Annotated in this window: 25 protein-coding genes; 13 read left to right on the plus strand and 12 right to left on the minus strand. The window is 66.3% G+C overall.

The window, feature by feature from the left end:
- Window positions 1-1,329, minus strand: a complete 1,329-nt coding sequence (locus ACRDU5_RS05525) for a DUF7159 family protein (protein WP_526613457.1) — start codon at window positions 1,327-1,329, stop codon at window positions 1-3.
- A gap of 163 nt (window positions 1,330-1,492) precedes the next feature.
- The gene (locus tag ACRDU5_RS05530; protein ID WP_526613459.1) at window positions 1,493-2,440 is read right to left on the minus strand and encodes a threonine ammonia-lyase; all 948 of its coding nucleotides are present in this window, start codon (window positions 2,438-2,440) and stop codon (window positions 1,493-1,495) included.
- Window positions 2,441-2,490: 50 nt separating this feature from the next.
- Between ACRDU5_RS05530 and ACRDU5_RS05535 the strand changes: the two genes are divergently transcribed.
- Window positions 2,491-3,048: a DUF2867 domain-containing protein gene (locus ACRDU5_RS05535; RefSeq protein ID WP_526613461.1), complete on the plus strand. Its 558-nt coding sequence runs from the start codon at window positions 2,491-2,493 to the stop codon at window positions 3,046-3,048.
- Between the two features lie 151 nt (window positions 3,049-3,199).
- Here the strand turns inward: ACRDU5_RS05535 and ACRDU5_RS05540 are convergent, their stop codons facing one another.
- Entirely contained in the window at window positions 3,200-3,820 is a 621-nt protein-coding gene (locus ACRDU5_RS05540; protein WP_526613462.1) for a TetR/AcrR family transcriptional regulator, read from the minus strand.
- A gap of 104 nt (window positions 3,821-3,924) precedes the next feature.
- Between ACRDU5_RS05540 and ACRDU5_RS05545 the strand changes: the two genes are divergently transcribed.
- The 4 genes from ACRDU5_RS05545 to ACRDU5_RS05560 all read left to right on the plus strand — a co-directional run bounded on the left by ACRDU5_RS05545 (window position 3,925) and on the right by ACRDU5_RS05560 (window position 8,207).
- On the plus strand, window positions 3,925-5,517 hold the full coding sequence (locus ACRDU5_RS05545) for an acyl-CoA dehydrogenase family protein (protein ID WP_526613464.1): 1,593 nt from the start codon (window positions 3,925-3,927) through the stop codon (window positions 5,515-5,517).
- Between the two features lie 258 nt (window positions 5,518-5,775).
- Window positions 5,776-6,813 carry an agmatinase gene (speB, locus tag ACRDU5_RS05550; RefSeq protein WP_526613466.1) on the plus strand — a complete coding sequence of 346 codons (1,038 nt, stop codon included), beginning with the start codon at window positions 5,776-5,778 and terminating at the stop codon, window positions 6,811-6,813.
- Window positions 6,814-6,823: 10 nt separating this feature from the next.
- A complete protein-coding gene (locus ACRDU5_RS05555; RefSeq protein WP_526613468.1) occupies window positions 6,824-7,822 on the plus strand; it encodes a nitronate monooxygenase in 999 nt (332 codons plus the stop codon).
- A 7-nt stretch (window positions 7,823-7,829) separates the two neighbouring features.
- On the plus strand, window positions 7,830-8,207 hold the full coding sequence (locus tag ACRDU5_RS05560; RefSeq protein ID WP_526613469.1) for a thiol-disulfide oxidoreductase DCC family protein: 378 nt from the start codon (window positions 7,830-7,832) through the stop codon (window positions 8,205-8,207).
- A gap of 55 nt (window positions 8,208-8,262) precedes the next feature.
- On the opposite strand, the gene ACRDU5_RS05565 is transcribed toward ACRDU5_RS05560, so the two are convergent.
- Window positions 8,263-8,808 carry a lipoprotein LppJ family protein gene (locus ACRDU5_RS05565; RefSeq protein WP_526613471.1) on the minus strand — a complete coding sequence of 182 codons (546 nt, stop codon included), beginning with the start codon at window positions 8,806-8,808 and terminating at the stop codon, window positions 8,263-8,265.
- Window positions 8,809-8,905: 97 nt separating this feature from the next.
- On the opposite strand from ACRDU5_RS05565, the gene ACRDU5_RS05570 reads away from it, so the two are divergent.
- From ACRDU5_RS05570 to ACRDU5_RS05580, 3 genes are all read left to right on the plus strand, one after another.
- Entirely contained in the window at window positions 8,906-9,709 is an 804-nt protein-coding gene (locus ACRDU5_RS05570) for a TetR family transcriptional regulator (protein WP_526613472.1), read from the plus strand.
- Between the two features lie 7 nt (window positions 9,710-9,716).
- Window positions 9,717-10,571: an SDR family NAD(P)-dependent oxidoreductase gene (locus ACRDU5_RS05575; protein WP_526613474.1), complete on the plus strand. Its 855-nt coding sequence runs from the start codon at window positions 9,717-9,719 to the stop codon at window positions 10,569-10,571.
- 80 nt (window positions 10,572-10,651) lie between these two features.
- The gene (locus ACRDU5_RS05580; RefSeq protein ID WP_526613476.1) at window positions 10,652-11,491 is read left to right on the plus strand and encodes an alpha/beta fold hydrolase; all 840 of its coding nucleotides are present in this window, start codon (window positions 10,652-10,654) and stop codon (window positions 11,489-11,491) included.
- Window positions 11,492-11,494: 3 nt separating this feature from the next.
- On the opposite strand, the gene ACRDU5_RS05585 is transcribed toward ACRDU5_RS05580, so the two are convergent.
- Both ACRDU5_RS05585 and ACRDU5_RS05590 read right to left on the minus strand, forming a co-directional pair.
- Window positions 11,495-12,379 carry a cyclopropane mycolic acid synthase family methyltransferase gene (locus ACRDU5_RS05585; protein ID WP_526613478.1) on the minus strand — a complete coding sequence of 295 codons (885 nt, stop codon included), beginning with the start codon at window positions 12,377-12,379 and terminating at the stop codon, window positions 11,495-11,497.
- 133 nt (window positions 12,380-12,512) lie between these two features.
- Window positions 12,513-13,487 (minus strand): alpha/beta hydrolase, encoded by a 975-nt coding sequence (locus ACRDU5_RS05590; RefSeq protein ID WP_526613480.1) that lies wholly within the window; start codon window positions 13,485-13,487, stop codon window positions 12,513-12,515.
- Window positions 13,488-13,615: 128 nt separating this feature from the next.
- Between ACRDU5_RS05590 and ACRDU5_RS05595 the strand changes: the two genes are divergently transcribed.
- Window positions 13,616-13,885: a DUF1918 domain-containing protein gene (locus ACRDU5_RS05595; RefSeq protein WP_526613482.1), complete on the plus strand. Its 270-nt coding sequence runs from the start codon at window positions 13,616-13,618 to the stop codon at window positions 13,883-13,885.
- Here ACRDU5_RS05595 and ACRDU5_RS05600 read toward each other — a convergent pair.
- Together ACRDU5_RS05600 and ACRDU5_RS05605 are read right to left on the minus strand one after the other, a co-directional pair.
- The gene (locus ACRDU5_RS05600) at window positions 13,872-14,120 is read right to left on the minus strand and encodes a hypothetical protein (RefSeq protein ID WP_526613483.1); all 249 of its coding nucleotides are present in this window, start codon (window positions 14,118-14,120) and stop codon (window positions 13,872-13,874) included. The genes ACRDU5_RS05595 and ACRDU5_RS05600 overlap by 14 nt on opposite strands.
- Before the next feature lie 102 nt (window positions 14,121-14,222).
- On the minus strand, window positions 14,223-14,510 hold the full coding sequence (locus tag ACRDU5_RS05605; protein ID WP_526613485.1) for a putative quinol monooxygenase: 288 nt from the start codon (window positions 14,508-14,510) through the stop codon (window positions 14,223-14,225).
- Between the two features lie 38 nt (window positions 14,511-14,548).
- On the opposite strand from ACRDU5_RS05605, the gene ACRDU5_RS05610 reads away from it, so the two are divergent.
- A complete protein-coding gene (locus ACRDU5_RS05610) occupies window positions 14,549-14,932 on the plus strand; it encodes a hypothetical protein (RefSeq protein ID WP_526613486.1) in 384 nt (127 codons plus the stop codon).
- Here the strand turns inward: ACRDU5_RS05610 and ACRDU5_RS05615 are convergent.
- Together ACRDU5_RS05615 and dsbE are read right to left on the minus strand one after the other, a co-directional pair.
- Window positions 14,886-15,788, minus strand: coding sequence for a cytochrome c biogenesis CcdA family protein (locus tag ACRDU5_RS05615; RefSeq protein ID WP_526613488.1), 903 nt, complete (start codon window positions 15,786-15,788; stop codon window positions 14,886-14,888). The two genes, ACRDU5_RS05610 and ACRDU5_RS05615, sit on opposite strands and share 47 nt — an antisense overlap.
- Before the next feature lie 14 nt (window positions 15,789-15,802).
- Complete coding sequence (gene dsbE, locus ACRDU5_RS05620) at window positions 15,803-16,309, minus strand: disulfide bond-forming protein DsbE (RefSeq protein ID WP_526613490.1); 507 nt, start codon at window positions 16,307-16,309, stop codon at window positions 15,803-15,805.
- A 147-nt stretch (window positions 16,310-16,456) separates the two neighbouring features.
- Here dsbE and ACRDU5_RS05625 point away from each other — a divergent pair, with 147 nt between their 5' ends.
- Window positions 16,457-16,870 carry a DUF6188 family protein gene (locus tag ACRDU5_RS05625; RefSeq protein WP_526613492.1) on the plus strand — a complete coding sequence of 138 codons (414 nt, stop codon included), beginning with the start codon at window positions 16,457-16,459 and terminating at the stop codon, window positions 16,868-16,870.
- A gap of 38 nt (window positions 16,871-16,908) precedes the next feature.
- Window positions 16,909-17,391 carry an SRPBCC family protein gene (locus tag ACRDU5_RS05630; RefSeq protein ID WP_526613493.1) on the plus strand — a complete coding sequence of 161 codons (483 nt, stop codon included), beginning with the start codon at window positions 16,909-16,911 and terminating at the stop codon, window positions 17,389-17,391.
- Here ACRDU5_RS05630 and ACRDU5_RS05635 read toward each other — a convergent pair.
- Window positions 17,388-17,852, minus strand: a complete 465-nt coding sequence (locus tag ACRDU5_RS05635; RefSeq protein WP_526613495.1) for a hypothetical protein — start codon at window positions 17,850-17,852, stop codon at window positions 17,388-17,390. The genes ACRDU5_RS05630 and ACRDU5_RS05635 overlap by 4 nt on opposite strands.
- 165 nt (window positions 17,853-18,017) lie before the next feature.
- Window positions 18,018-18,980, minus strand: a complete 963-nt coding sequence (locus ACRDU5_RS05640) for an alpha/beta hydrolase (protein WP_526613497.1) — start codon at window positions 18,978-18,980, stop codon at window positions 18,018-18,020.
- Window positions 18,981-19,068: 88 nt separating this feature from the next.
- Between ACRDU5_RS05640 and ACRDU5_RS05645 the strand changes: the two genes are divergently transcribed.
- A complete protein-coding gene (locus ACRDU5_RS05645; RefSeq protein ID WP_526613500.1) occupies window positions 19,069-19,572 on the plus strand; it encodes a nuclear transport factor 2 family protein in 504 nt (167 codons plus the stop codon).
- Window positions 19,573-19,932 lie beyond the last annotated feature (360 nt).

A 19,932-nucleotide genomic window follows, 5' to 3' on the forward strand; every position in this document is an offset into this window, starting at 1 on the left:
TCATTGGGCAGGCGGCGGCGGTAACAGGGCCGGATCCGGGGGTGGCACCATGGCCGGCGGCGGCGGGTCGTCGGGCTTGCCGATTCCGGACAACTTGTCCTTGATCCGTCGCAGGATTCCCGGCTTTTCCTCCGGCACCGGTGTCACCGGCGCCGGGACGAGTCCCGGCGCGTCCGAAGCGGCACCCGGTGGTGGCGGGACGACCGGCACGGCCGCGGGCACGGGGGCCGCGGGCACAGGGGCGGGAGACCCGACCTCCGGCGGGGCGACGGGCTCGGGCGCCAGCGGCTCGGCGGCGGGGGCCGGTTCGATTGCGATCTCGGGCGGGGGCGCCTGAACCTCCGCGACCGGTGGCGGCGGGAGCGGCGGTGGAGCCGCTTCGACGATTGGCGGCGGAGCGGCCGGCGCCGACGGCACGTTCTTCACAGCGGCGGGCTGGTCGGACGACGTGTCGGCGGCGGGCCGTTGCTCGGCCGGCTTTACGCCCTCGCCCGACGTCAGCTGCAGCCCGATCGCGAGCGACCCCGACACCACGAAGGTCACCACTCCGGCGACCAGCACGGCGGTGGCCGCACCGACGGGCGACCCGGACCAGAATCCCCGGCGTGCGGTGTGGCCCCGGCCCGGCTCTTCGCTTACCCCGTGGTCGACGAAGTCGGCGCCCTGAGCCGACGCGATGGCCGCGCCGCGGGCGAGGGCCAACTGCGCTTCGGCCGGCACGAAGACCGGCACCGACAGCACCTCTTCCAGGTGTGGCGTGATGGCGTCCAGGTCGCTGCCCGAACCGACCAGCACCAGGGCTTCGGGTCGCCAGTCGGCCTGGGCGAAGACGGCGCTCAACCACCGAGCCAGGTCCTCGTCGGTACTGACGGAATGGCTGACGGCGGTCTGTACGGCGTCATCATCCGCATCGACCACCAAAACGATCACGGCATCGGGCTCAATGACGCACACCGCGGTGATCTCGTAGCCGATGACACTTCCGATTCCTCGGGCCAGGGCTTCGGTGGCTTCCGGCAGTCGAACCGGCACCACATTGTCGAAACCCGACTCCGACAACGACTCCAGCAGCAGCGAGGCCTCGGTATCGGCGTCGTCGCTCCACGTCACACCGATGGAATGCAGGCGGTGACCGCGGGCGGCGGCTATGGCCTCGGTGCGTAGCACTGCGGCCGCTGCCTTTTCGGAGGTGTTGACGGCGCTGACCAAGCCGCGGTCGTGAACCGCGAACTCATCGTGATCCATGGTGGCGCCGTTCGCGTCTTGCCCTTCGACAAGCACGAGCCCAACGGTGGTCGGCGTCATGGACAGCCCGAGCACCGCGTCCATCTGCTCCCCTCCGGACCGCTTCGTCCACTACCGGGGTGAGACTACCCGGATCACGTGATATGGGCCCCATCCGGGCATGGACTGCGGGCCGACGAGACGGTGGTTCCGATGCCGAGCAAACCCGGCGAGCGGGCAGCCAGGCGGGCAAGTCCGCGACAGCAAACTAGTCGGTCAGAAGCTCGCGCAGCGTGGCAGGTTCGACGTTTCCTCCCGACAGGATCATCACGGTGCGCCCGCGGGGTGTCGAACCCTGTCGGTAGGCGGCCAACGCGACCGCGCCGCTGGGTTCGCTGACGAGGTGAGCTTTGGCGGCCAGTTCACGGACCGCCGCGCGAATCTCGTTCTCCGACACCGTGATCACGCCATCGAGCACCTGCTGCAGATGCGCGAAAGTGAGCTCGGAGGGCTGCGAGCGCAGCCCGTCGGCGATGGTGCGGTTCCGGTCTTCGATGGACCAGTCCACCCGGTGGCCCAGCCGAAGACCTTCGGCGGTGTCGGCGGCTAGTTCGGGCTCGACGCCGAGGACGCTGGCACGCGGGCAGAGCGCCTTGATGGCGGTGCCGATCCCGGACGCCAGGCCGCCGCCACTGACCGGGATGAGCACGTACTGCACCTCGGGCAGATCGTTGGCGATCTCCAGGCCGATCGTGCCCTGCCCCGCGATCACGTCGGGGTGGTCGAACGGCGGGATCAGCACGCCACCGGTTTGTTCCACCACTTCCGCCGCGACCTGCTCTCGCCGGCCGGCGGCGCACAACACGACGTGCGCGCCATAGTCGCGGGTGGCCTGCACCTTGACGGTCGGCGTTTCTTCGGGCATCACGATGTGCGCGGCAACACCGAACGCGGCGGCCGCGTAGGCCACCGCCTGGGCATGGTTCCCGCTCGAATATGCGACCACTCCGCGGGCGCGCACCGACTCGTCCAGATTTGCGACGGCGTTGAACGCGCCCCGAACCTTGAATGCGCCGATCGGCTGTAGGTTCTCCGGCTTGATCCACAGCGGACGGTCCGCATCCGCCCATCGTGCCGGGATCAATTGGGTCCGCACGACCGCGCTGCGAATCCGGTCCGCGGCCACGCGGATGTCCTCGATGGTGACCAGCTGCACGGTTCGAGTGTGCACCGGCGAGTTAGTCTGCGGGTAGAGGAGGTTCGGTGATGAAACTCCCCAAGGCTGCGCATCTTTCCCGGCCGTGGCGGATCCACGAGATCACCCGCGACTTCCGGCTCGAGGACGTCTGGGCGCTGCCGACACCGGGCGAGTCGGACGACTTTCCGCGGTTGGTACAGATGGTTGCGGCGTTCGACACCAAGCAACGGCGCTCGGTTGTCGGCCTGCTGTTCGCAATCCGAGAGTTGTTCGGCCGGGCTTTCGATTGGGACAGCCCGGATGCCGCCGATGACCGTCAAAGCCTGCGGGATCGCCTGCCCGCGGATCTGCGCGGTGCTCCGTCTTCGGTGAACCCGGCCCCGTTCACGGCGCTCTATCAGACGGATGATGAGTGGGCGGCGGAGATCATCAACAAGACCGTGCACGGTGTGATCCACCTCGGCTGGGTGCCGGACGGGACGGGCAGGTACCGCGGTGAAATGGCGATCCTGGTGAAGCCCAATGGATTGCTCGGGACCGGGTACATGGCGGCCATCACGCCGTTCCGCTACCTGATTGTCTATCCGCGCATGCTGAAGGGATTTGGGCGAAAATGGCGGTCGTAGCGGCGGGCGCGAAGGCTACCCCGAACGGCGCAAACCCGGTGTGACCGGGGGTGACGCCGAAGGTGGCGTGTTCGTCGGCGATCGCGAGGTCGGTCCAGCGCGATGGGCCATGTACGCCGGGCCGCTCGCCCCAGGTGTTCGTAGTCGGCGGTCAACGGTCTCCTCCGGTTGGGTCGATCTCGACGGCGGCGGCCACCTGCCGCCATAGGACTTCGACGACACGCTCGGGCCGCGGGCGCCGCCTGCGCGAAAGTGCGGCGACCATCACGCGTTGCATCGCACCGAACATAGCCGCACCGGCCAGCTCAGGGTCCACCGATGCCGGAAGCTCGCCGCGGGCCTGACCGCGGCGGATGTTCGCCGCCGCGGCTTTGACGACCATGTCGATGTGCCGGTTCTCGGTCGCTGCCACCTCGGGCTCACGGGACAGGCGCGTGTAGACAACCACCGCGACCGGATCGGTGTAGTGAAAGCGCACGCCCTTCTCCAGCCGGACACGCTCGTGGAGCGCCCACTCCCCCTGATCGTCAAGGTCGAGATCGAGCACCTCGGCGCGCAGCCGTCGGAAGAAGTCGTCGATCAACGCGCTGACCAGGCCGGCGCGCGACCCGAAGTAACGGTTGACGAGGCTGGGCACGACGCCGGCCTCCTCGGCAACCCAGGCGACCTCGAGGTGGCCGTCGTTGGCGATCGCGACATCTCGTGCGCAGCCGAGCAGGCGGTCCCGCGTCGCAAGCCCCTTGGGCGTGATGGGTTCGGCGGCCACAGCCATGGCGAGAACGCTAACACAAAATTGAATTGACTTCACTTTATTACAGGAATAGCGTTGCCAGTTAACGGATGCCCATCCCGCTGCAACCGCGAAGGGAGGCCGCCATGGCCACCATCGAATTCCTGCGCACGAGCGCGGACGAGGTGCTCAACCAGGCGCCACCTTTCCCGGAGGCGAACCTGTTCGAACTCGATCTCGCCCTGCAGGAGGGGCTGGCGCGGGCGGACGCGGACTGGGGCACGGCGCGGGTGCGCGACATCGGAGCGCTGGCCGGGTCGAAGGAAGCGCGCGAGCACGCGCGTCGCGCCGAGTTGCATCCGCCGCAACTACACACGCACGATTCGGTCGGCCACCGCATCGATGAGGTCGAGTGCAACCCGTCCTGGCACTGGTTGCTGGCTGCCGGTGTACAGCGCGGCGTCTCGTCGCTGCCGTGGACGGATCGCCGGCCGGACGCGCACGCCGTGCGGGCGGCCCTGGGTTACCTGTGGGGTCAGCTCAATACCGGCGTGATGTGCCCAATGATCATGACCTTCGCCGCCGTGCCGGTGCTGCAGCGTTTCGCGCCCGCCGATATTGCCGAAAAGTGGGTTCCGCGACTGACTTTGGCCGATTACCAGGCGGGCGCATTGGCCGGGCAGGCGTTCACCGAAAGGCAGGGCGGTTCAGATGTGCGACGGATAACCACCACCGCGGTCCCCGCCGGAGACGGTTCGTGGGTCCTCGACGGGCACAAGTGGTTCTGCTCGGCGCCGATGTGCGATGTCTTCTTGACGATCGCGAAGACACCGGCGGGCCTGTCGTGCTTCCTCGTCGAGCGCGGTGACGGCTTTCGGATCGTGCGCCTGAAGGACAAACTCGGAACCCGGTCGCTGCCGTCGGCCGAGATCGAGTTCTGCGGTGCGCGCGGCTGGCTGGTCGGCGAGGACGGGCGGGGAATGATCCCGTTGATCCATAACCTCAGCCACGCCCGGCTCGGGCCGGCGGTCTCCCCCGAGATGCGTGCCGCGCTGGTACAGGCGATCCACCACTGCCAGCACCGCAGCGCTTTTGGCGAACGGTTGATCGATCAACCGGCAATGGCCAACGTACTGGCCGACCTCGCCATCGAGTCAGAGGGCCAGACCGCCGCGCTGATGTATCTGTCGGCGCGCGGCGACAGGTCACCGATGAACCGCATCGCCGGCACGGTGATGGGGTACTGGGGCTGCGGCCGTGCCACCGGCCATATCGCCGAGGCCATGCAATGCCTGGGCGGCAACGGTTACAGCGAAGCCTCGGGGCTGCCGAGGCTGCTCCGCGACGCCGCCGTCCACCCGATCTGGGAGGGGTCGGGCAACGTCGTCGCACTCGACATCTTGCGTGTCGCGGCCAAGGAACCCGAGGCGATCACCGCGTTCCTCGACGAGTGCGCCGTCGCGCGGGGTGCCGACCGACGGCTTGACGAACATCTCGACACGCTGCCCACAAAGCTTGCCGCCCTGGCCAAATCGACGGATCCTCAGGCCGGCGCGCGGCGCATGGTCGAAGACCTTGCCGTCGGGTTCATCGCCAGTCTGCTCGTGCGGTTTTCGACGGCGGCCGTTGCCGACGCCTACTGCGCAGGACGCCTTGGGCCCGACCGCGGCTTGGCCTACGGCACCCTCCCGGCCGGGGTGGACACCCGCGCGATCATCGATCGCGCGCTTCCCGGATAGCCACCGGCAATACCCGAAATCGAGTCGCGCCGAACGGTAGTGTCACGCCGTGACGTCTCTGATGGCTGAAGGCAACGGCCTTGTTGGCCTCACTCAGTCTCAGATTCTTCTCTGCGGTGCGTCTCCCGACGCTGCACGAAGGACCCGTCCAATCCTGAAAGGAACGCTACAGGTGGGCACCGACAACTTTCGCCACTGTACGGCGGAAGCCCCGATCCCCCCGACGGCTGAAGCCGCCGGTCCCCTCGGGACTCGCTGATGGGCAATCGGCACGACCACCAGCCGGAGCGGGACCTGCCCCCCGGAATGGCTGAGCAGCTGGACCTGCCCCACGCGGGACTTGCGTCGTTCGGCCACCGTCCGTTCTTGACCGAGGTCGAGCAGCTGGAGTCGTGGCGGCCCGACGTCGCGATCGTCGGCGCCCCGTTCGACGTCGCTACCACGAACCGGCCGGGTGCCCGCTTCGGCCCGCGGGCAATCCGTGCCACGGCCTACCAGCCCGGCACGTATCACCTGGACTTCGGGTTGGAGATCTTCGACTGGCTGGAGGTCGTCGACTTCGGCGACGCGTTCTGCCCGCACGGTCTGACGGAGGTTTCCCACGCCAACATCCGCGAGCGCGTCAACGCCGTCGCGTCGCGCGGCATCGTGCCGGTCATCCTCGGCGGGGACCACTCGATCACCTGGCCGGCCGCGACGGCGGTGGCCGACGTTCACGGCTACGGCAATGTCGGCATCGTCCATTTCGACGCGCACGCCGACACCGCGGACATCATCGACGGAAACCTGGCCAGCCACGGCACTCCGATGCGCCGGCTGATCGAATCCGGCGCCGTCCCCGGCACCCATTTCGTCCAGGTCGGCCTGCGCGGCTATTGGCCGCCGCAGGACGTCTTCGAGTGGATGGTCGAGCAGGAAATGACCTGGCACACCATGCAGGAGATCTGGGACCGCGGATTCAAGGACGTGATGGCAGACGCCGTGGCGGAGGCACTGGCCAAGGCGGACAAGCTCTACCTGTCGGTGGATATCGACGTGCTGGACCCGGCTTATGCACCCGGCACCGGGACGCCGGAGCCCGGTGGCATTCCCAGCGCGGATCTCCTGCGGATGGTGCGACAACTCAGTTACGAGCACGATGTTGCCGGCGTCGACGTGGTCGAGGTGTCCCCGCCCTACGACGTCAGCGACCTCACGGTGAACGCGGCGCATCGGGTGGTGCTGGAGTCGCTCGCCGGAATGGCCGCGCGCCGCCGCGATGCCGCCGGCGCACCCAAAGGTCCGCCCGCGCGATAACGTGCGCTTCATGGACCTTCTGGACCGGCTGCGCCTGGATGTGCCGGTCGGGCAGGCCGGAATGGGCGGCGGCCTGGCAGGCCCGGAACTCGCGGTGGCTGTCGCCGGCGCCGGTGGTCTGGGCACGCTGGGCCTGGCCCCTCCGGACCAACTGCGCGATTCGATCCGCCAGATTCGCGACGGCGCGCCCGGCCGTGCTGTTGCGGTGAACCTCCTGACTCCATTCCTGCGCCGGCGTCACGTCGCGATGTGTGTCGACTCCCGCATCGACACCGCCGTGGTGGCATTCGGCGGTGATCGCGCGTTGGTGCAGGAGCTCAGGGACGCCGGCGTTTTCGTCATGGTCATGGTCGGCACGGAGGACCAGGCACGCCGGGCGGTGCACTGGGGCGCCGATGCGCTTATCGCGCAGGGAGGTGAGGCCGGCGGGCATCTTTCCGGAACCACTGAGGCGCTGCACTTCTTGCCGCGCGCGCTCGAACTCTCCGACGGCCGACCGGTGCTGCTCGCCGGCGGAATAGCGACCGGCGACGACACCCGGACCGCCTTGACGGCCGGGGCGAGCGGCGTGATCGCGGGAACAAGATTTCTGTTGACGCACGAATCGGGCGCACATCCGGAGTATCAGCGCCGAGTCTTGGCCGCGCGCAAGACCTTTAGGACGACCCTGTTCGGACTTGGTTGGCCGGCGCCGCACCGGGTCATCGCCAATGCCGCAACCGAACGCTGGTGTCGCGATGACGGAACGATCAAGGTCTTGCCACGATTGATCAATTCCCGCAGCGCGGTCCTGGCCAAGCTTCCGGATCGGGCGGCCGCGTCGGTTCTCCGGACGCAAACGCCCGGACTTCCGTTCTTCTCCCCCATCGCCCCGACGGTCGGGATGCCCGCGTCGTCGGTTGACCGCGCCGCCCTGTATGCCGGAGAGACCGCACTGCGGATGACGGCCGTCATCCCGGCCCGGCAAGCCGTCACCGACCTGACACCGGCCGGGGCGGCGGGCGGATAATGAAGTTGTGAACGGAGTGTTGTTCTTCGACGGTGCGTGCGGGATGTGCACTCGCGCCCGAAACTTCCTGGTCAAACTAAACCGCACCGGCGACCTGCAGACCGAGCCGCACCAACGCGCGGGCACCGCCGAGCGACTCGGGATCCCCGCCGAGCGACTCGGCGAATCGGTGTGGTGGCTGGACGCGTCCGGCCAAGTATATGGCGGGGCGGAGGCCGCAAACGCCGCGCTGTCGGCGGCGCTGGGCACCAGGCTGCCGCTGTTCATCTATCGGATACCCGGCATCCGGTCCCTGCAGGACGCCGTCTACCGGTGGGTCGTCGATCACCGCTACCGCTTCCCGGGCACGACCCCGTACTGCGAGTCTCATCCGGTCGCCTGCTGACAACATTGTCCGATCGGGAGGACTGGACTCGTCGATTCCGTGCTGCAGCGGAGCCTCAACTGAGCTGATCGCCGATGTCGGTCCACGCCGGGTTGTCGTTGCGGTGGTCGCCCACGTTGCGGCATTCGCCGTAGATCCGCATGGCCCCGAACGCGGCGTCGTCGAGGTTTCGGTGAACGGTCGCCGTGACGCCGTCTTTGGTGAGCTTTCTGCCGAAATGCTCGCCCATCGTCGGGGCCTCCTGCCAGCCAAGGGCGAGCATGGCGGCCGCTATCTCGCGGATCTGCTTCACCCAATTTGTGCCGGATAACCGGAAGTTCAGGTAGACCGCGGCTTGATACGGAGGGTCATGCTCGTTCGTGCAGGACAGAAAGGTGTAGCCGCCGGTGGCCTCGCGCAGTTGGGCGACTGTGACGATCTGTCGAGCCGAATCCACCACCTGGTCCCTGGCCTGTTCGTCGGTCAGCGCGGCGACGTCCGAGGTGGGAGCATCGGCGATCACGACGAAGGCGATTCCCAAAACCAACGAGATCGAGAGCACGGCAAGCAGCAGCGTCATGGCGCGTGACGTGCGGAGCCATCCGTGTTTACCGCCGCTCATATCTGCCTCAACCACTCCAGACCACAGCGCTTGGGGTAAATCTACGCGCTTGCTCTGGCATTTGAGACTATGGCAACTAGTGTCTAGTATCAGTGCTGTGGACAGCGGAATCGTCGAGGCCGCGATGGCGGAGGCGCAGGAGACCGGAACACCGGTCGCCGAGCTGTCGCTGGATCAGATCGCCCGGCGCGCCGGGGTGTCACGCTCGACGATCTACCGCCGGGTTCGAAACCGGCGGGCGCTCGACGAGGCCGTCCGAAAGGCAGGTGCCGACCCGGGCAGCCGGGTCGGCGTCGCCGATCGTGCGATCGCCGCAGCCACCGAGGTGATCGTTGCCGACGGTGTCGCCGCGCTGACGGTCGACGGTGTTGCGCGCCGGGTGGGGTGTTCGGTCAGCTCGGTGCATACCGCCTTCGGTGGACGCGAGGGCCTGTTGGCCGCGGTGTTCGAACGGCATGCGCCGCTGCCCGCGGTCGAGCAGCTGATGTCAGCCAATCCAGAGCGGTTCACCGACTTCGAATCCGGAGTGCGGACGATCTACACGGCGGTTTTCGACACCATCAACGGTCAACGCGGTCATACCGGTGTGCTGGAGGCATTGTTCGCCGAGGTCCTGGCCAAACCCAACGGCATTGCTGCACAGCTCTTCCGCGACCGGATCCTCCCCCGCATCATCGCTAACATCGGCGGCTGGCTGACCACCCAGATCGCGGGCGGTCGCTGCGCCGACCTGCCGCTCTCACTGCTGGTGCCGTTGCTGATCGCGCCGATCAGCGTTCACCTGCTGGCGCGCGGCCGGCTGACGGCGGCCGGCGCAGCGGTACCCGACCGCCAGGCGGTCATTGACGTCATGACTGCCGCGTTCTGCACCGCGGTGGCCACTAAATCGCAAGGTAGGTGAGCACACCATGAAAGCAGTAGTCATCACAGGGGCGTCGACGGGAATCGGTCGCGCGTGTGCACTCACGTTGGACGGCAAGGGATTCCGGGTTTTCGCCGGCGTCCGCAAGGAGGCCGATGGTGCAGCCCTGCAAGCGGCGGCATCGGAGGCGCTGACCCCGGTGTACATCGACGTGACCGACGCGGCGTCGATCGCCTCAATGGCCGAACAGGTCAGCACCGCCGTCGGCGACGCCGGCCTGGTGGGGCTGGTCAACAACGCGGGATCCACTCTGCCGGGACCGGTCGAATATCTGTCGTTGTCCGGATTTCGTCAGCAGCTCGAGGTCAACCTGGTCGGACCACTCGCGGTCACCCAGGCGCTGCTGCCGTTGCTGCGCCAGGGTCATGGCCGGGTCGTCAACATCACGTCCGCAGCCGGCAAAGCCGGCGTACCGCTGATGGCTCCCTACGTGACGGCCAAGCACGGCCTGGAAGGCCTGAGCGACGTATTGCGGTTGGAATTCCGGCAATTGGGGGTCCAGGTCTCGGTGGTGGAACCCGGTTTCATCGCCACCGCGATGAGAGGGAAACTCCAACGCGACACCGAAGAAGTCATCCGTTGCCTACCGGAGGACGGCCGGCGCAGATATGGGCCGCAACTGGAAGCCATAGCCGAGAACATCAGTGAGCACGCGGCGAGCGGCTCGGCACCCGAGGTGGTCGCCGATGCAGTGCTGCACGCGCTGACCAGTGATCGGCCCCGTACCCGCTACCCGGCCGGCGATGGCGCGAAGCGGATGCTGTTGTTGCGCCGGCTATTGCCCGATCGTCGATTCGACCGCATCATCCTCCGGGCGGCTGGACTGGACCAGTTCGCCTAAGGCCGGGCGTGGACATGGCGTCCCGTCATTTCCATACTGGGAGTCGGTACGGAACGATCTCTCGGAGAGGACCTGCGGACATGCCCCACGCCGCGTTGGAGCAGGCCACGATCGACTACCGAGTGTTGGGACCCGAGAACTCGCCTCATCCGCCGGTGTTGTTCGTGCACGGCATCCTGGTCGACCAGCGGCTGTGGCTGCCGGTCGCCGAGGAATTGGCGAGGCAGGGGTTTCGCTGCATTCTGCCGAACTGGCCGCTCGGCTCCCACACCATCCCGGTGAACGACGGCGCAGACCTGTCGCCGCGCGGCCTGGCGACCTTGATCCGCGACTTCATTGTCGCGCTCGGCCTTTCCGATGTGACGCTGGTTGGCAATGACACCGGTGGTGGCTTGTGTCAGTTCGTCATCGACGCGCACCCCGACCAGATCGGGAGCGTGGTGCTGACCAATTGTGACGCGTTCGACAAGTTCCCGCCGTTCCCTTTCCCGCTCGTCTTTGCGCTGCTGCGGGGGCCGGCGTCGATCAAGTTGTTGTTCGGTCAGATGAAGCTGACGGCGCTCCGGCATTCACCGCTCGGCTTCGGACTGCTGATGAATGATCCGGACCCGCAACTCACCAACGCCTGGCTCGACCCTTGCCGCAACGACTCTCGCATCTGCCGCGACCTGGCCACCCTGCTCCGCCACGTCGCCAAGACCGACCTGAACGACGTGTCGACTCGGTTCCCCCGGTTCACCAAGCCCGTCACGCTGGTGTGGGGACAGCGCGACCGATGTTTCACGCCGTCGCTCGCTACCCGGATGGCCGAACTCTTCCCGAACTCCTCGTTGATCGAGGTGCCCGACGCTAAAACCTTTGTCGCCCTCGATGATCCACGGCCGGTCATCGACGCGATCGCGACCGTCGGGAGGCGCTGAATCCTAGCTCTTCGCCAGGGTGAACTGGCAGACGTCGGTGTAGCCGTCGCGGAACAGGTCCGCACAACCGGTCAGGTATTTCATGTACCGGTCGTAAACCTCTTGGGATTGGATCGAGATGGCCTCGTCCTTGTGAGACTCCAGGGCGGCCGACCAGTTGTCCAGGGTGCGGGCGTAATGCAGCCGCAGCGGCTGGACCAGCTTGACGCCGAAACCGGACTTGGTCGCATGCTCTTCGACCTTCGCCACCGACGGCAGGCGTCCGCCGGGGAAGATTTCGTCCATGATGAACTTGAAGAACCTCAGGTGCCGCATGGATATCGGCAGGCCGCGCTCCTCGATCTCTTCGGAGCTCACCTGCACGATCGTGTGCAGCATCATCACGCCGTCGTCCGGTAGGGCCTGGTAGGCCATCTTGAAGAAGTCGTCGTAGCGGTCGAAGCCGAAGTGCTCGAATGCGCCGATGGAGACGATGCGATCGACGGGTTCGCGAAACTGCTCCCAGCCTTGCAACAGCACCCGCTTGGAGCGCGGGCTGTCCAGTGTGGCGAACGACCGCTCGACGTGGGCTTGCTGGTTGCGGCTCAGCGTCAGGCCGACCACGTTCACGTCGTAGCGCTCGACAGCTCGACGCAGGGTGGCGCCCCAGCCGCAACCCACGTCGAGCAGCGTCATGCCGGCCTGCAGCCCCAGCTTGCCCAGCGACAGGTCGATCTTGGCCAGCTGGGCCTCTTCAAGCGTCATGTCGTCGCGCTCGAAGTACGCGCAGCTGTATGTCTGCGTCGGATCGAGGAAAAGCCGGAAGAAGTCGTCAGACAGGTCGTAGTGCGACTGCACGTCCTCGAAATGAGGCTTCAGGTCCTGGGTGTCAGTCGATGTTTCTGGCAAAGGTACAGCCTTTCGGCGCCCGCAATCCTGCAGGCGTTGAGGTCCGGTTGATGCATTATGGTGTCGCCCCAGCGCGTTGGGCACGATACCCCTTGGCCCGGGCTGGCTGCGTTGAGGATAGCCCGTCGACGGATCAGGCGGCCGGCGCGGCGCCCAGCACCCGCTGAAGGTCAGGCTTCATCGCCTGCAGCTGGCCGCCCCAGTAACCCCAACTATGTGTGCCGTTCGGCGGGAAGTTGAATACGCCGTTGCCGCCACCGGCGTCAAGGTAGCGGCTCTGGAACTCCTTGTTCGTGCGGATGGTCAGTCCTTCGAGAAACTGTGCCGGGATCTGGGCGTTACCCAGACCGGCATCGAGATCCGTCGGATTGCCGTTGCCGCTGTACACCCAGATGCGGGTGCCGTTGCCGACGAGCCGCCCGATCTGCAGCATGGGGTCGTTGCGCTGCCAGGCTCCCCCGCCGTAGGGCCCCCACATGTCGAGTGCGTCGAAGCCACCGGCGTCGGCCATGGCGATGCCGATCAGCACCGGCCAGAGTCCCTCGGAGGGGTTCAGGAACCCTGACAGCGATCCCGCGTAGATGAACTGGCCGGGGTGATACGCGGCCAAAATCAGCGCAGCTCCCCCGGACATCGACAGTCCGACCACGGCGTTGCCGGACGTGCTGACCCCCTTGTTGGCCGCGAGCCAGCCGGGAAGCTCCGACGTTAGAAAGGTCTCCCACTTGTAGGTTTGCGTGGTGCCGTTGCCCACGGCCGGCCGGTACCAGTCGGTGTAGAAGCTGGACATGCCACCGACCGGCATGACGACCGAGAGCCCGGACCCGTCGAACCAGCTGACGGCGCCGGTCTCGATATCCCAGCCGTTTCGGTCGTCGCGCGCGCGCAGCCCGTCCAGGAGGTATACCGCGTGCGGCCCGCCGCCCTGGAACTGCACCTGGATGTCCCGGCCCATGGAGGGCGACGGCACACTTAGCACCTCGACGGCGGCCGCCGCGGTCGGCGTGCCACCGACGAGGCTGATAAGGCCTGGTAGAAGGGCTGCGGCGATGGCGGCCACCGTGAGCCGGCGGACCCAGGAGCTGCGAGTTTTCTGGACAAGGTTCACGGCGCTACTTCCGTTTGGCGTATACCGGGATATCGCAATCCGCGGGCAGGCAGTTACACGCCCTTGCGCGGCGAGAGACAATTTCCATGTGCCCGCATAAGGCTTGTTGAAAACGGAAGGAGCGGACAATGAAGGCCAAGGTAGGCGACTGGCTGGTGATCAAGGGCGCGACCGTTGAGCAGCCCGACCAGCGCGGCGAAATCACCGAGGTCCGCTCCGCGGACGGCTCGCCACCCTATGTGGTTCGGTGGTTCGCCACGCACCACGAGGCCACCGTGTATCCGGGCCCCGATGCCCTCGTCGTGAACCCCGCCGAGCAGGAGGCGGCCGACCAGCGGGCGCGGTCTCACTCGGCGTCGGTGCAGCACCCTACCGAGCACCACTTCAAGAGCGGGTAGCCGCCCGCGCCTCGTCAGTCTCCTTGAGCAGCAGGCCGTAGCCGTTTTCCAGCAGGCTGATTCTGAGGGGCTTGTGCGGCATATTGACGCACAGCCAACCGCGCAGCGCCACCTTGTGCTTCTCGACGCACGAATGCGAGACACCGAGCTCGCGAAGCAGAGCGGACAGGGTGGTGGGCTGGGTCGACCCAGCCTCGACAGTGTGCAAGACGGGATGTGAAATCGAGACGGTCATAACTGTCTCCGTTGTCGTCCTTCATTTGGCGCCCGTGTCAATAAGTGTAGGACCCTCTTGCTTAGCAGGTACCCGGAATTTGCGACAGCAAACTCAGCGCCGCTAGGTGATGGTCCGCCCGTTCGCCACGTCGTACTCGGCCACCGAGGCGGACACGATTGCGCCGGCCTGCTCATCGCTGGGCCCACTGCCGCGGAAAGCCTCGACGGCGGACTGCGATTCCCATCGTTCGAAGATGTTGATCCGCGTCGGGTCGAGCAGATCAGCCGATATCGCGAAGTCAAGGCAATCCGGAGCGCTTCGGGCCTGTTCGACCACCCGCTCGCACCCGGCCAGATAGCCGGCACGCTCCTGCCGGTCGACAATCACATGACCCGCGACAATTACCATTACTCGCTCCTCACTGTCCGAACGAACCAGTGCAAGGTATGACCAGCCGCACCCGCGGAAATCATCGATCCGACGAAAGGAAAGCAGTGAGATTGCGAGAGGCCCTTGATTCCATCGTGGCGGATCCGGCGGCGTCCCGGGTCTACGGACAGCCGTACGAAACCGTGGACGGGGTGACGATCGTCCCGGTCGCCAAAGTGCGCGGCAGGACACGGCCCGGCACCGAGGACACCGAGCTTCGGCTCAACGCAAAGCCGGTCGGCGTGTTCGTCATCAAGGATGGCGAGGCGTCCTGGGTGCCGGCGGTAGACGCCACCCGGATCGCGCTGATGGGCGAGCTGATTGGGCTGGTCTCGGCGACCCTCGCCACGCTGGCTATGGTTCGTCGTCCGCCGTGGCCCGATCTGAGGCGGACCATCTGACACCGGAGCCGGACTTCGAGCGCCAGGCCCAGGCAAGCGCGCCCAGCGTCAGCACTACCAGGGCCACCAGCCATGGCCACGGCCCGTGCTGATGGACCCAGCCGGCCAGCGCCCCCTGCAGGCGGCCGGCCGCCGCAATCACCGGGTCGTTTGGATCACCGTTGGCCGTAAACAACCGGACCTCGTAGAAGCCGTAATAGCCGACGTACAGTCCCACCACAACCAGGAGCGCGCCGCCAATCCGGTTGATAAAGGGCAGGATTCGCCGCATCCGGTCGACGAGAGCAGTGCCGGCCAATGCGATGGCAACGGCCAGCACACCGACCACCAACGCGAAGCCGGCGGCGTAAGCCAGATATATCGACACGCCCTGCAACACCGAAGTGCTGCCCAAGCCGGCTCCGGTCACCGCCAGGAACGGACCGATGGTGCAGGACAGCGAGGCGATCGCATAACCCACGCCGTAGCCGAACATCGACCCAAGGCGTGCCGTCGGCGCCCACGAACCGTTGCGGGTCAATCGATCTGGCATCAACAGGGCCAACTCGCGCCCGGTCAGAAGCCAGATGCCCAGCGCAACAAGCACAATGCCGATCAGCACGGTGACATACGGCAGGTATTGCTGCACCGTCGAGGCAACCGTGACGGTCAGCAGCCCGAAAGTGCCGAACACCGCCAGGAATCCGAGCGCCATCACCACGGTTGCCGCTAGCGCGCGACCCACCGCCGCTACTCCCCCGGTGGTGTTTCCCCGCACCACCAACGCCAGATAGGCGGGCAACAACGCGAACCCGCACGGGTTCAGCGCGGCCACCAGTCCAGCGGCGAACGCCAGCCCGACCAGATCGTGTTCCACTCGGCGCTGCGGTCTTAGGCCGTCAGCGCCGCCACCCGATCGGACAGCTCCTGCTGAGGCATCGCTGCGGTCGGATTGTTCACGAACGTCGATGAGCCGTCGGCACGATAGAACACATATGCCGGCTGCCACGGAACGTTGTAGCGCGCCCAGATCGAGCCGTTGGCGTCGTTGAGATTCGTGAAGTTCAGGTTGTACTTCGACACGAAGCCCTCCATCGCCGCGACATCGGAGCGCGCGGCGACGCCGACGAAGGTCACGTCCGGGTTGGCGGCCGCCACATTGCTCACCGATGGCGCCTCGGCGTTGCAGAACGGGCACCACGGCGTCCAGAACCACAGCACGGCCGGCTTGCCCTGCAGAGACGCACCGTCAAACGGCGCGCCGCTCAGGGTCGTCCCGGTGAACTGCAGACGGTCATCGGCGAGCGCCGCAGGCGGGCTGCTGAGCGCCAACGCGAGACCGGCCGCGGCCACACCAAGGGCCAATGACCTGGCCAAACGGAAAAGACGATTGTTCATAGCGACTCCTCCCTACGCCCAAGTTACGCCGGGCGTGTGTTGTGAGACCCACTTTTGACACGGGTTTGTCGGTTGCCGGGTTCACCTGCCGGGTGGCACTGCTGTACGACTCTTGTGTGGGGTGCGTCGACCGTCCAGAGTGAAAAGATGACCGAACAGTGGATCCAGGGATGCCTGGTGCAGCGGATCATGTTCAGCGACGGTCTCGTGCTGAACATGGACGACTACAACGAACTCGTCATCTCGGTTCCGCTGTTGCTCACGCTGCCGGCGATAGATTCCGCTGATTCGGAGGTGGTGGCCATCGATCCGGCGGCCATCAGGACAGCAGAGCGCGCGTTGTTCGACTTTGCCGGCTCGACGTGCAGCCACGCCGAATGGGACGACAACGGCGGCCTTCACCTGCGATTCTCCGATGGCCACGAGATCCGCGTGAACGCCGACCCACACCAAACCGCGTGGGAGTTGTACGGCAAGTACCACGGCTACGCGGCGTGCCTGCCGCGCGGCCACGTACGCGTCGTCCGGCACGATGTCCCGGAGGATGAGAACGACGGCTGACTACCGCTATCTGCGAAGATCGGAACTATCAAAGGAGGATGAATTTGATGCACGCATCTGTGACGGTTCCGATGGCGGCGCCGGCGGACAAGATTTGGGACCTTGTCGCCGACGTCCGCAACACCGGCAGGTTCTCGCCGGAAACATTCGAGGCCGAGTGGCTGGACGGCGCCACCGGCCCCGAAGTTGGTGCACGTTTCCGGGGACATGTCCGACGAAATGAGATCGGACCCGTGTACTGGACGACCTGCCGGGTCACCGCCTGCGACCCAGGTCGCGAGTTCGGCTTCGAGGTGCTCGTCGGCGACACGCCGGTGAACAACTGGCACTACCGTTTCACTCCGGCGGACGGCGGCACCGAAGTCACCGAGTCGTTTCGCCTGAACGACAGCGCCTTCATCAAGGTGTACTCGCTGCTGGGCGGTCAGCTGCGCCGGCGGCGCAATATCCGCGACATGCGCAAGACGCTAGAGCGGATCAAGGCCGTGGTGGAGGCTCCCCCAGAAGGCCCAGGACGTTAGGCGAAGCCGATCCCGAAGACCGGAATCCAGAGGCCGAACAGCCAGATGCCCCACTGGTTGAAGCCGGGATCCCACACGGGGTTCACGTCGTATCCCCAGTAGTTGAACGGCCGCGGCGGACCACCGTGCCAGTGATGCGCCGGCGGTGGGCCCCAGCCCCACGGCGGCGGACCCTGCCGGTCGTCCCACCAGTCGTGCCGATTGTTGGCCCACCAGGGACCTTTGTCCCAGTCGCCGCGTTTGAAGTCGTTCCAGTCGCCGCGTTTGAAGTCGTTCCAGTCGTCGTCCCGGCCTTCGCAGAACGGGAAGCACGGCCTGTCGATGTCATCGAGATCGTGCCCCGGCTTCAACGGGGCGGGCGCAGCCGGTTGAGCGGACGCAACGCCTCCACCCAGCCCGACGGCACCTAAGCCGAGCGCGGCGACGAACACGGCGTTGACGACAGTCTTAACCAGCTTCATCTTTGACTCCTACCTTGTGACCCGACGTCGATGGTGTTCACTAATCCGACGTCGGAGCGGTCACTATTCATTCCCTTGACTTGCCTACCGCAGCATTGACGGCATGACGTTTAAACCCCCGTTTTGTTATCGGGCCGGCCGGCGACGTCGTTACCGTGACGTCGGCTACAGCGACCGAAGTCGCCGCACGCGATCGCTGACCGCGCGCTTCGAGACGTCGGCCCCGTGCGCCAACCCTTCGAAGGCGTGCGGGCAGCCGGGATGCAGGTGCAATTCGGTGGGGATTCCGGCGTCGGAGAGTCGACGCGCGTAGGCGATGTCCTCATCACGAAAGATGTCGAGGTCGCCGACATCGACGTAGGTATCGGGCAGCCCGGTCAGGTCGTCCGCGCGGGCCGGGGCGGCATACGGTGAGACGTCCGCAGCACCGGCGTCGTCGCCGAGCAGCGCTCCCCAGCCGGTGAGGTTGTCGTCATAGGTCCAGGTCAGAAACGGCACGAGGGCGGGGTCGGGCATCGACGGCCGGTCGTCGAGCATGGGGTAGATCAGCAATTGCTGGGCGATCGCCGGTCCGTCCCGGTCGCGGGCAAGCAATGCCACGCCGGCGGCCAGCCCGCCACCTGCGCTGTCGCCCATCACGGCTATCCGGCTCGGGTCCACTGCCAGCGCGGGCGCCTGCTCAGCCAGCCACACCAGCGCCGTGTAGCAATCCTCCACTGGCGTCGGATGTGGATGCTCGGGCGCGATGCGGTAGTCGATCATCAGCATCGGCACGCCGGAGGTCGCGACGTACCCCCGCACCGCGACGTCATACATCTTGCCGATGTGCTGGAGACCGAAGATCATGCCGCCGCCGTGCAGATACAGCACCGCGCTACCGGGCTGGTCCCCCGCCGTCCGCCGGTACCAGGTGGCATCCAGCGTCGCCCCGTCGCGTGCGGACAGCGAGAAGTGTTCGGTAACGACACCCTCGGCGGGTGCAGCCGAAGCGGCAACGAGGTCGAACATGCGGTGCCCGTTGATCCGTCGCGCCTCGACGTCGCCGACCGGCGGCGGCTCGATCTCCCCGAGCGCGGCGAACAATGCGGTCATCTCGGCCAGCACCTGAGCGTCCGGGGTCAGCGCCATGATGACGGACACTAACGGAATTGGGTACGGCCGGACGGAGCGTTTGGTAGAACAGGTTCGGCGTTTGACGAGCCGATTGGAGTCCGCGATGGGGCAGTGGTCACGCGAACAGCTGGAGGCGGCCTTCGAGCGCTACGAGCAGCGCGTCGTCGAGATCGGCAAGACCTGGGACTGGTCGAGCTACGCCGACCAATTCACCGAAGACGCAACGTATGTCGAGCACGCACTGGGCAGCTTCAGCGGTCGCGAGCAGATCCGGGAATGGATCGTGTCGACGATGAACATGTTCCCCGGCAACGAGATGCCGTTCTTCCCCTGCGAGTGGTACGCCATCGACGAAGAAATGGGTTGGGTGATCGCCAAGATCCCGAACCGGATGAAGGATCCCGGGGACGGCAGTATCCATGAGACGCCGGTCATCTCGGTGCTCAAGTACGCGGGCGAGGATCGGTGGAGCTACGAAGAAGACGCCTACAACCCGATGAACTTCCTGGTGATGGTGCAGGAGTACATCCAGCGCTGCAACCAGCTCGGAACGATCTCCGATGACGCCAGGACGTTTGCGAAGAACATGAACTGGGAGCTTGGCTAACGGTTACCGGACGACGAAGTCGGTTAGATCAGGCTGGCGGGTCCACGTCCAATAGTCGACGAGTCGCCAGGGGTGAGGAGCTGTTGCCGCTGGGGTGTATTCGAGTGTGCTTTGGTGTGTTCTAGCAGAGCTTGTCGTACGTCGAAGATAGGTTGGCGGCATAACTTGATCCCCCGTGACTGGCCGGGATATGCCAGTTGTGGTCCAGTCGGGGCCACGGCGCCGTTCGTCAGCAGTTCCAGCGGTAGCGCTGGAGACGGCGGGCCAGACCAGCCGATAATTCTGGCCTGGCGAGCCCGTGTAAGACCGACCCGCGCAAGCGGCGGCCGTGGGCGGTGAAGCCAGAACCCAAACCCCGCA

Source organism: Mycobacterium sp., assembly GCF_050701515.1.
Taxonomy (GTDB): domain Bacteria; phylum Actinomycetota; class Actinomycetes; order Mycobacteriales; family Mycobacteriaceae; genus Mycobacterium.

Bases quoted from the DNA above. Each gene is read 5' to 3' on its own strand.
- ACRDU5_RS05635 (WP_526613495.1), bottom strand. From the start codon at position 17,852: ATGAAGCTGGTTAAGACTGTCGTCAACGCCGTGTTCGTCGCCGCGCTC.
- ACRDU5_RS05540 (WP_526613462.1), bottom strand. From the start codon at position 3,820: ATGGCTGTGGCCGCCGAACCCATCACGCCCAAGGGGCTTGCGACGCGG.
- ACRDU5_RS05630 (WP_526613493.1), top strand. From the start codon at position 16,909: ATGAATTTGATGCACGCATCTGTGACGGTTCCGATGGCGGCGCCGGCG.
- ACRDU5_RS05565 (WP_526613471.1), bottom strand. From the start codon at position 8,808: ATGAGCGGCGGTAAACACGGATGGCTCCGCACGTCACGCGCCATGACG.
- dsbE (WP_526613490.1), bottom strand. From the start codon at position 16,309: ATGAACAATCGTCTTTTCCGTTTGGCCAGGTCATTGGCCCTTGGTGTG.
- ACRDU5_RS05600 (WP_526613483.1), bottom strand. From the start codon at position 14,120: ATGACCGTCTCGATTTCACATCCCGTCTTGCACACTGTCGAGGCTGGG.
- speB (WP_526613466.1), top strand. From the start codon at position 5,776: ATGGGCAATCGGCACGACCACCAGCCGGAGCGGGACCTGCCCCCCGGA.
- ACRDU5_RS05595 (WP_526613482.1), top strand. From the start codon at position 13,616: ATGAAGGCCAAGGTAGGCGACTGGCTGGTGATCAAGGGCGCGACCGTT.
- ACRDU5_RS05605 (WP_526613485.1), bottom strand. From the start codon at position 14,510: ATGGTAATTGTCGCGGGTCATGTGATTGTCGACCGGCAGGAGCGTGCC.
- ACRDU5_RS05525 (WP_526613457.1), bottom strand. From the start codon at position 1,329: ATGGACGCGGTGCTCGGGCTGTCCATGACGCCGACCACCGTTGGGCTC.
- ACRDU5_RS05645 (WP_526613500.1), top strand. From the start codon at position 19,069: ATGGGGCAGTGGTCACGCGAACAGCTGGAGGCGGCCTTCGAGCGCTAC.
- ACRDU5_RS05610 (WP_526613486.1), top strand. From the start codon at position 14,549: ATGACCAGCCGCACCCGCGGAAATCATCGATCCGACGAAAGGAAAGCA.
- ACRDU5_RS05555 (WP_526613468.1), top strand. From the start codon at position 6,824: ATGGACCTTCTGGACCGGCTGCGCCTGGATGTGCCGGTCGGGCAGGCC.
- ACRDU5_RS05625 (WP_526613492.1), top strand. From the start codon at position 16,457: ATGACCGAACAGTGGATCCAGGGATGCCTGGTGCAGCGGATCATGTTC.
- ACRDU5_RS05580 (WP_526613476.1), top strand. From the start codon at position 10,652: ATGCCCCACGCCGCGTTGGAGCAGGCCACGATCGACTACCGAGTGTTG.
- ACRDU5_RS05640 (WP_526613497.1), bottom strand. From the start codon at position 18,980: ATGGCGCTGACCCCGGACGCTCAGGTGCTGGCCGAGATGACCGCATTG.
- ACRDU5_RS05575 (WP_526613474.1), top strand. From the start codon at position 9,717: ATGAAAGCAGTAGTCATCACAGGGGCGTCGACGGGAATCGGTCGCGCG.
- ACRDU5_RS05535 (WP_526613461.1), top strand. From the start codon at position 2,491: ATGAAACTCCCCAAGGCTGCGCATCTTTCCCGGCCGTGGCGGATCCAC.
- ACRDU5_RS05545 (WP_526613464.1), top strand. From the start codon at position 3,925: ATGGCCACCATCGAATTCCTGCGCACGAGCGCGGACGAGGTGCTCAAC.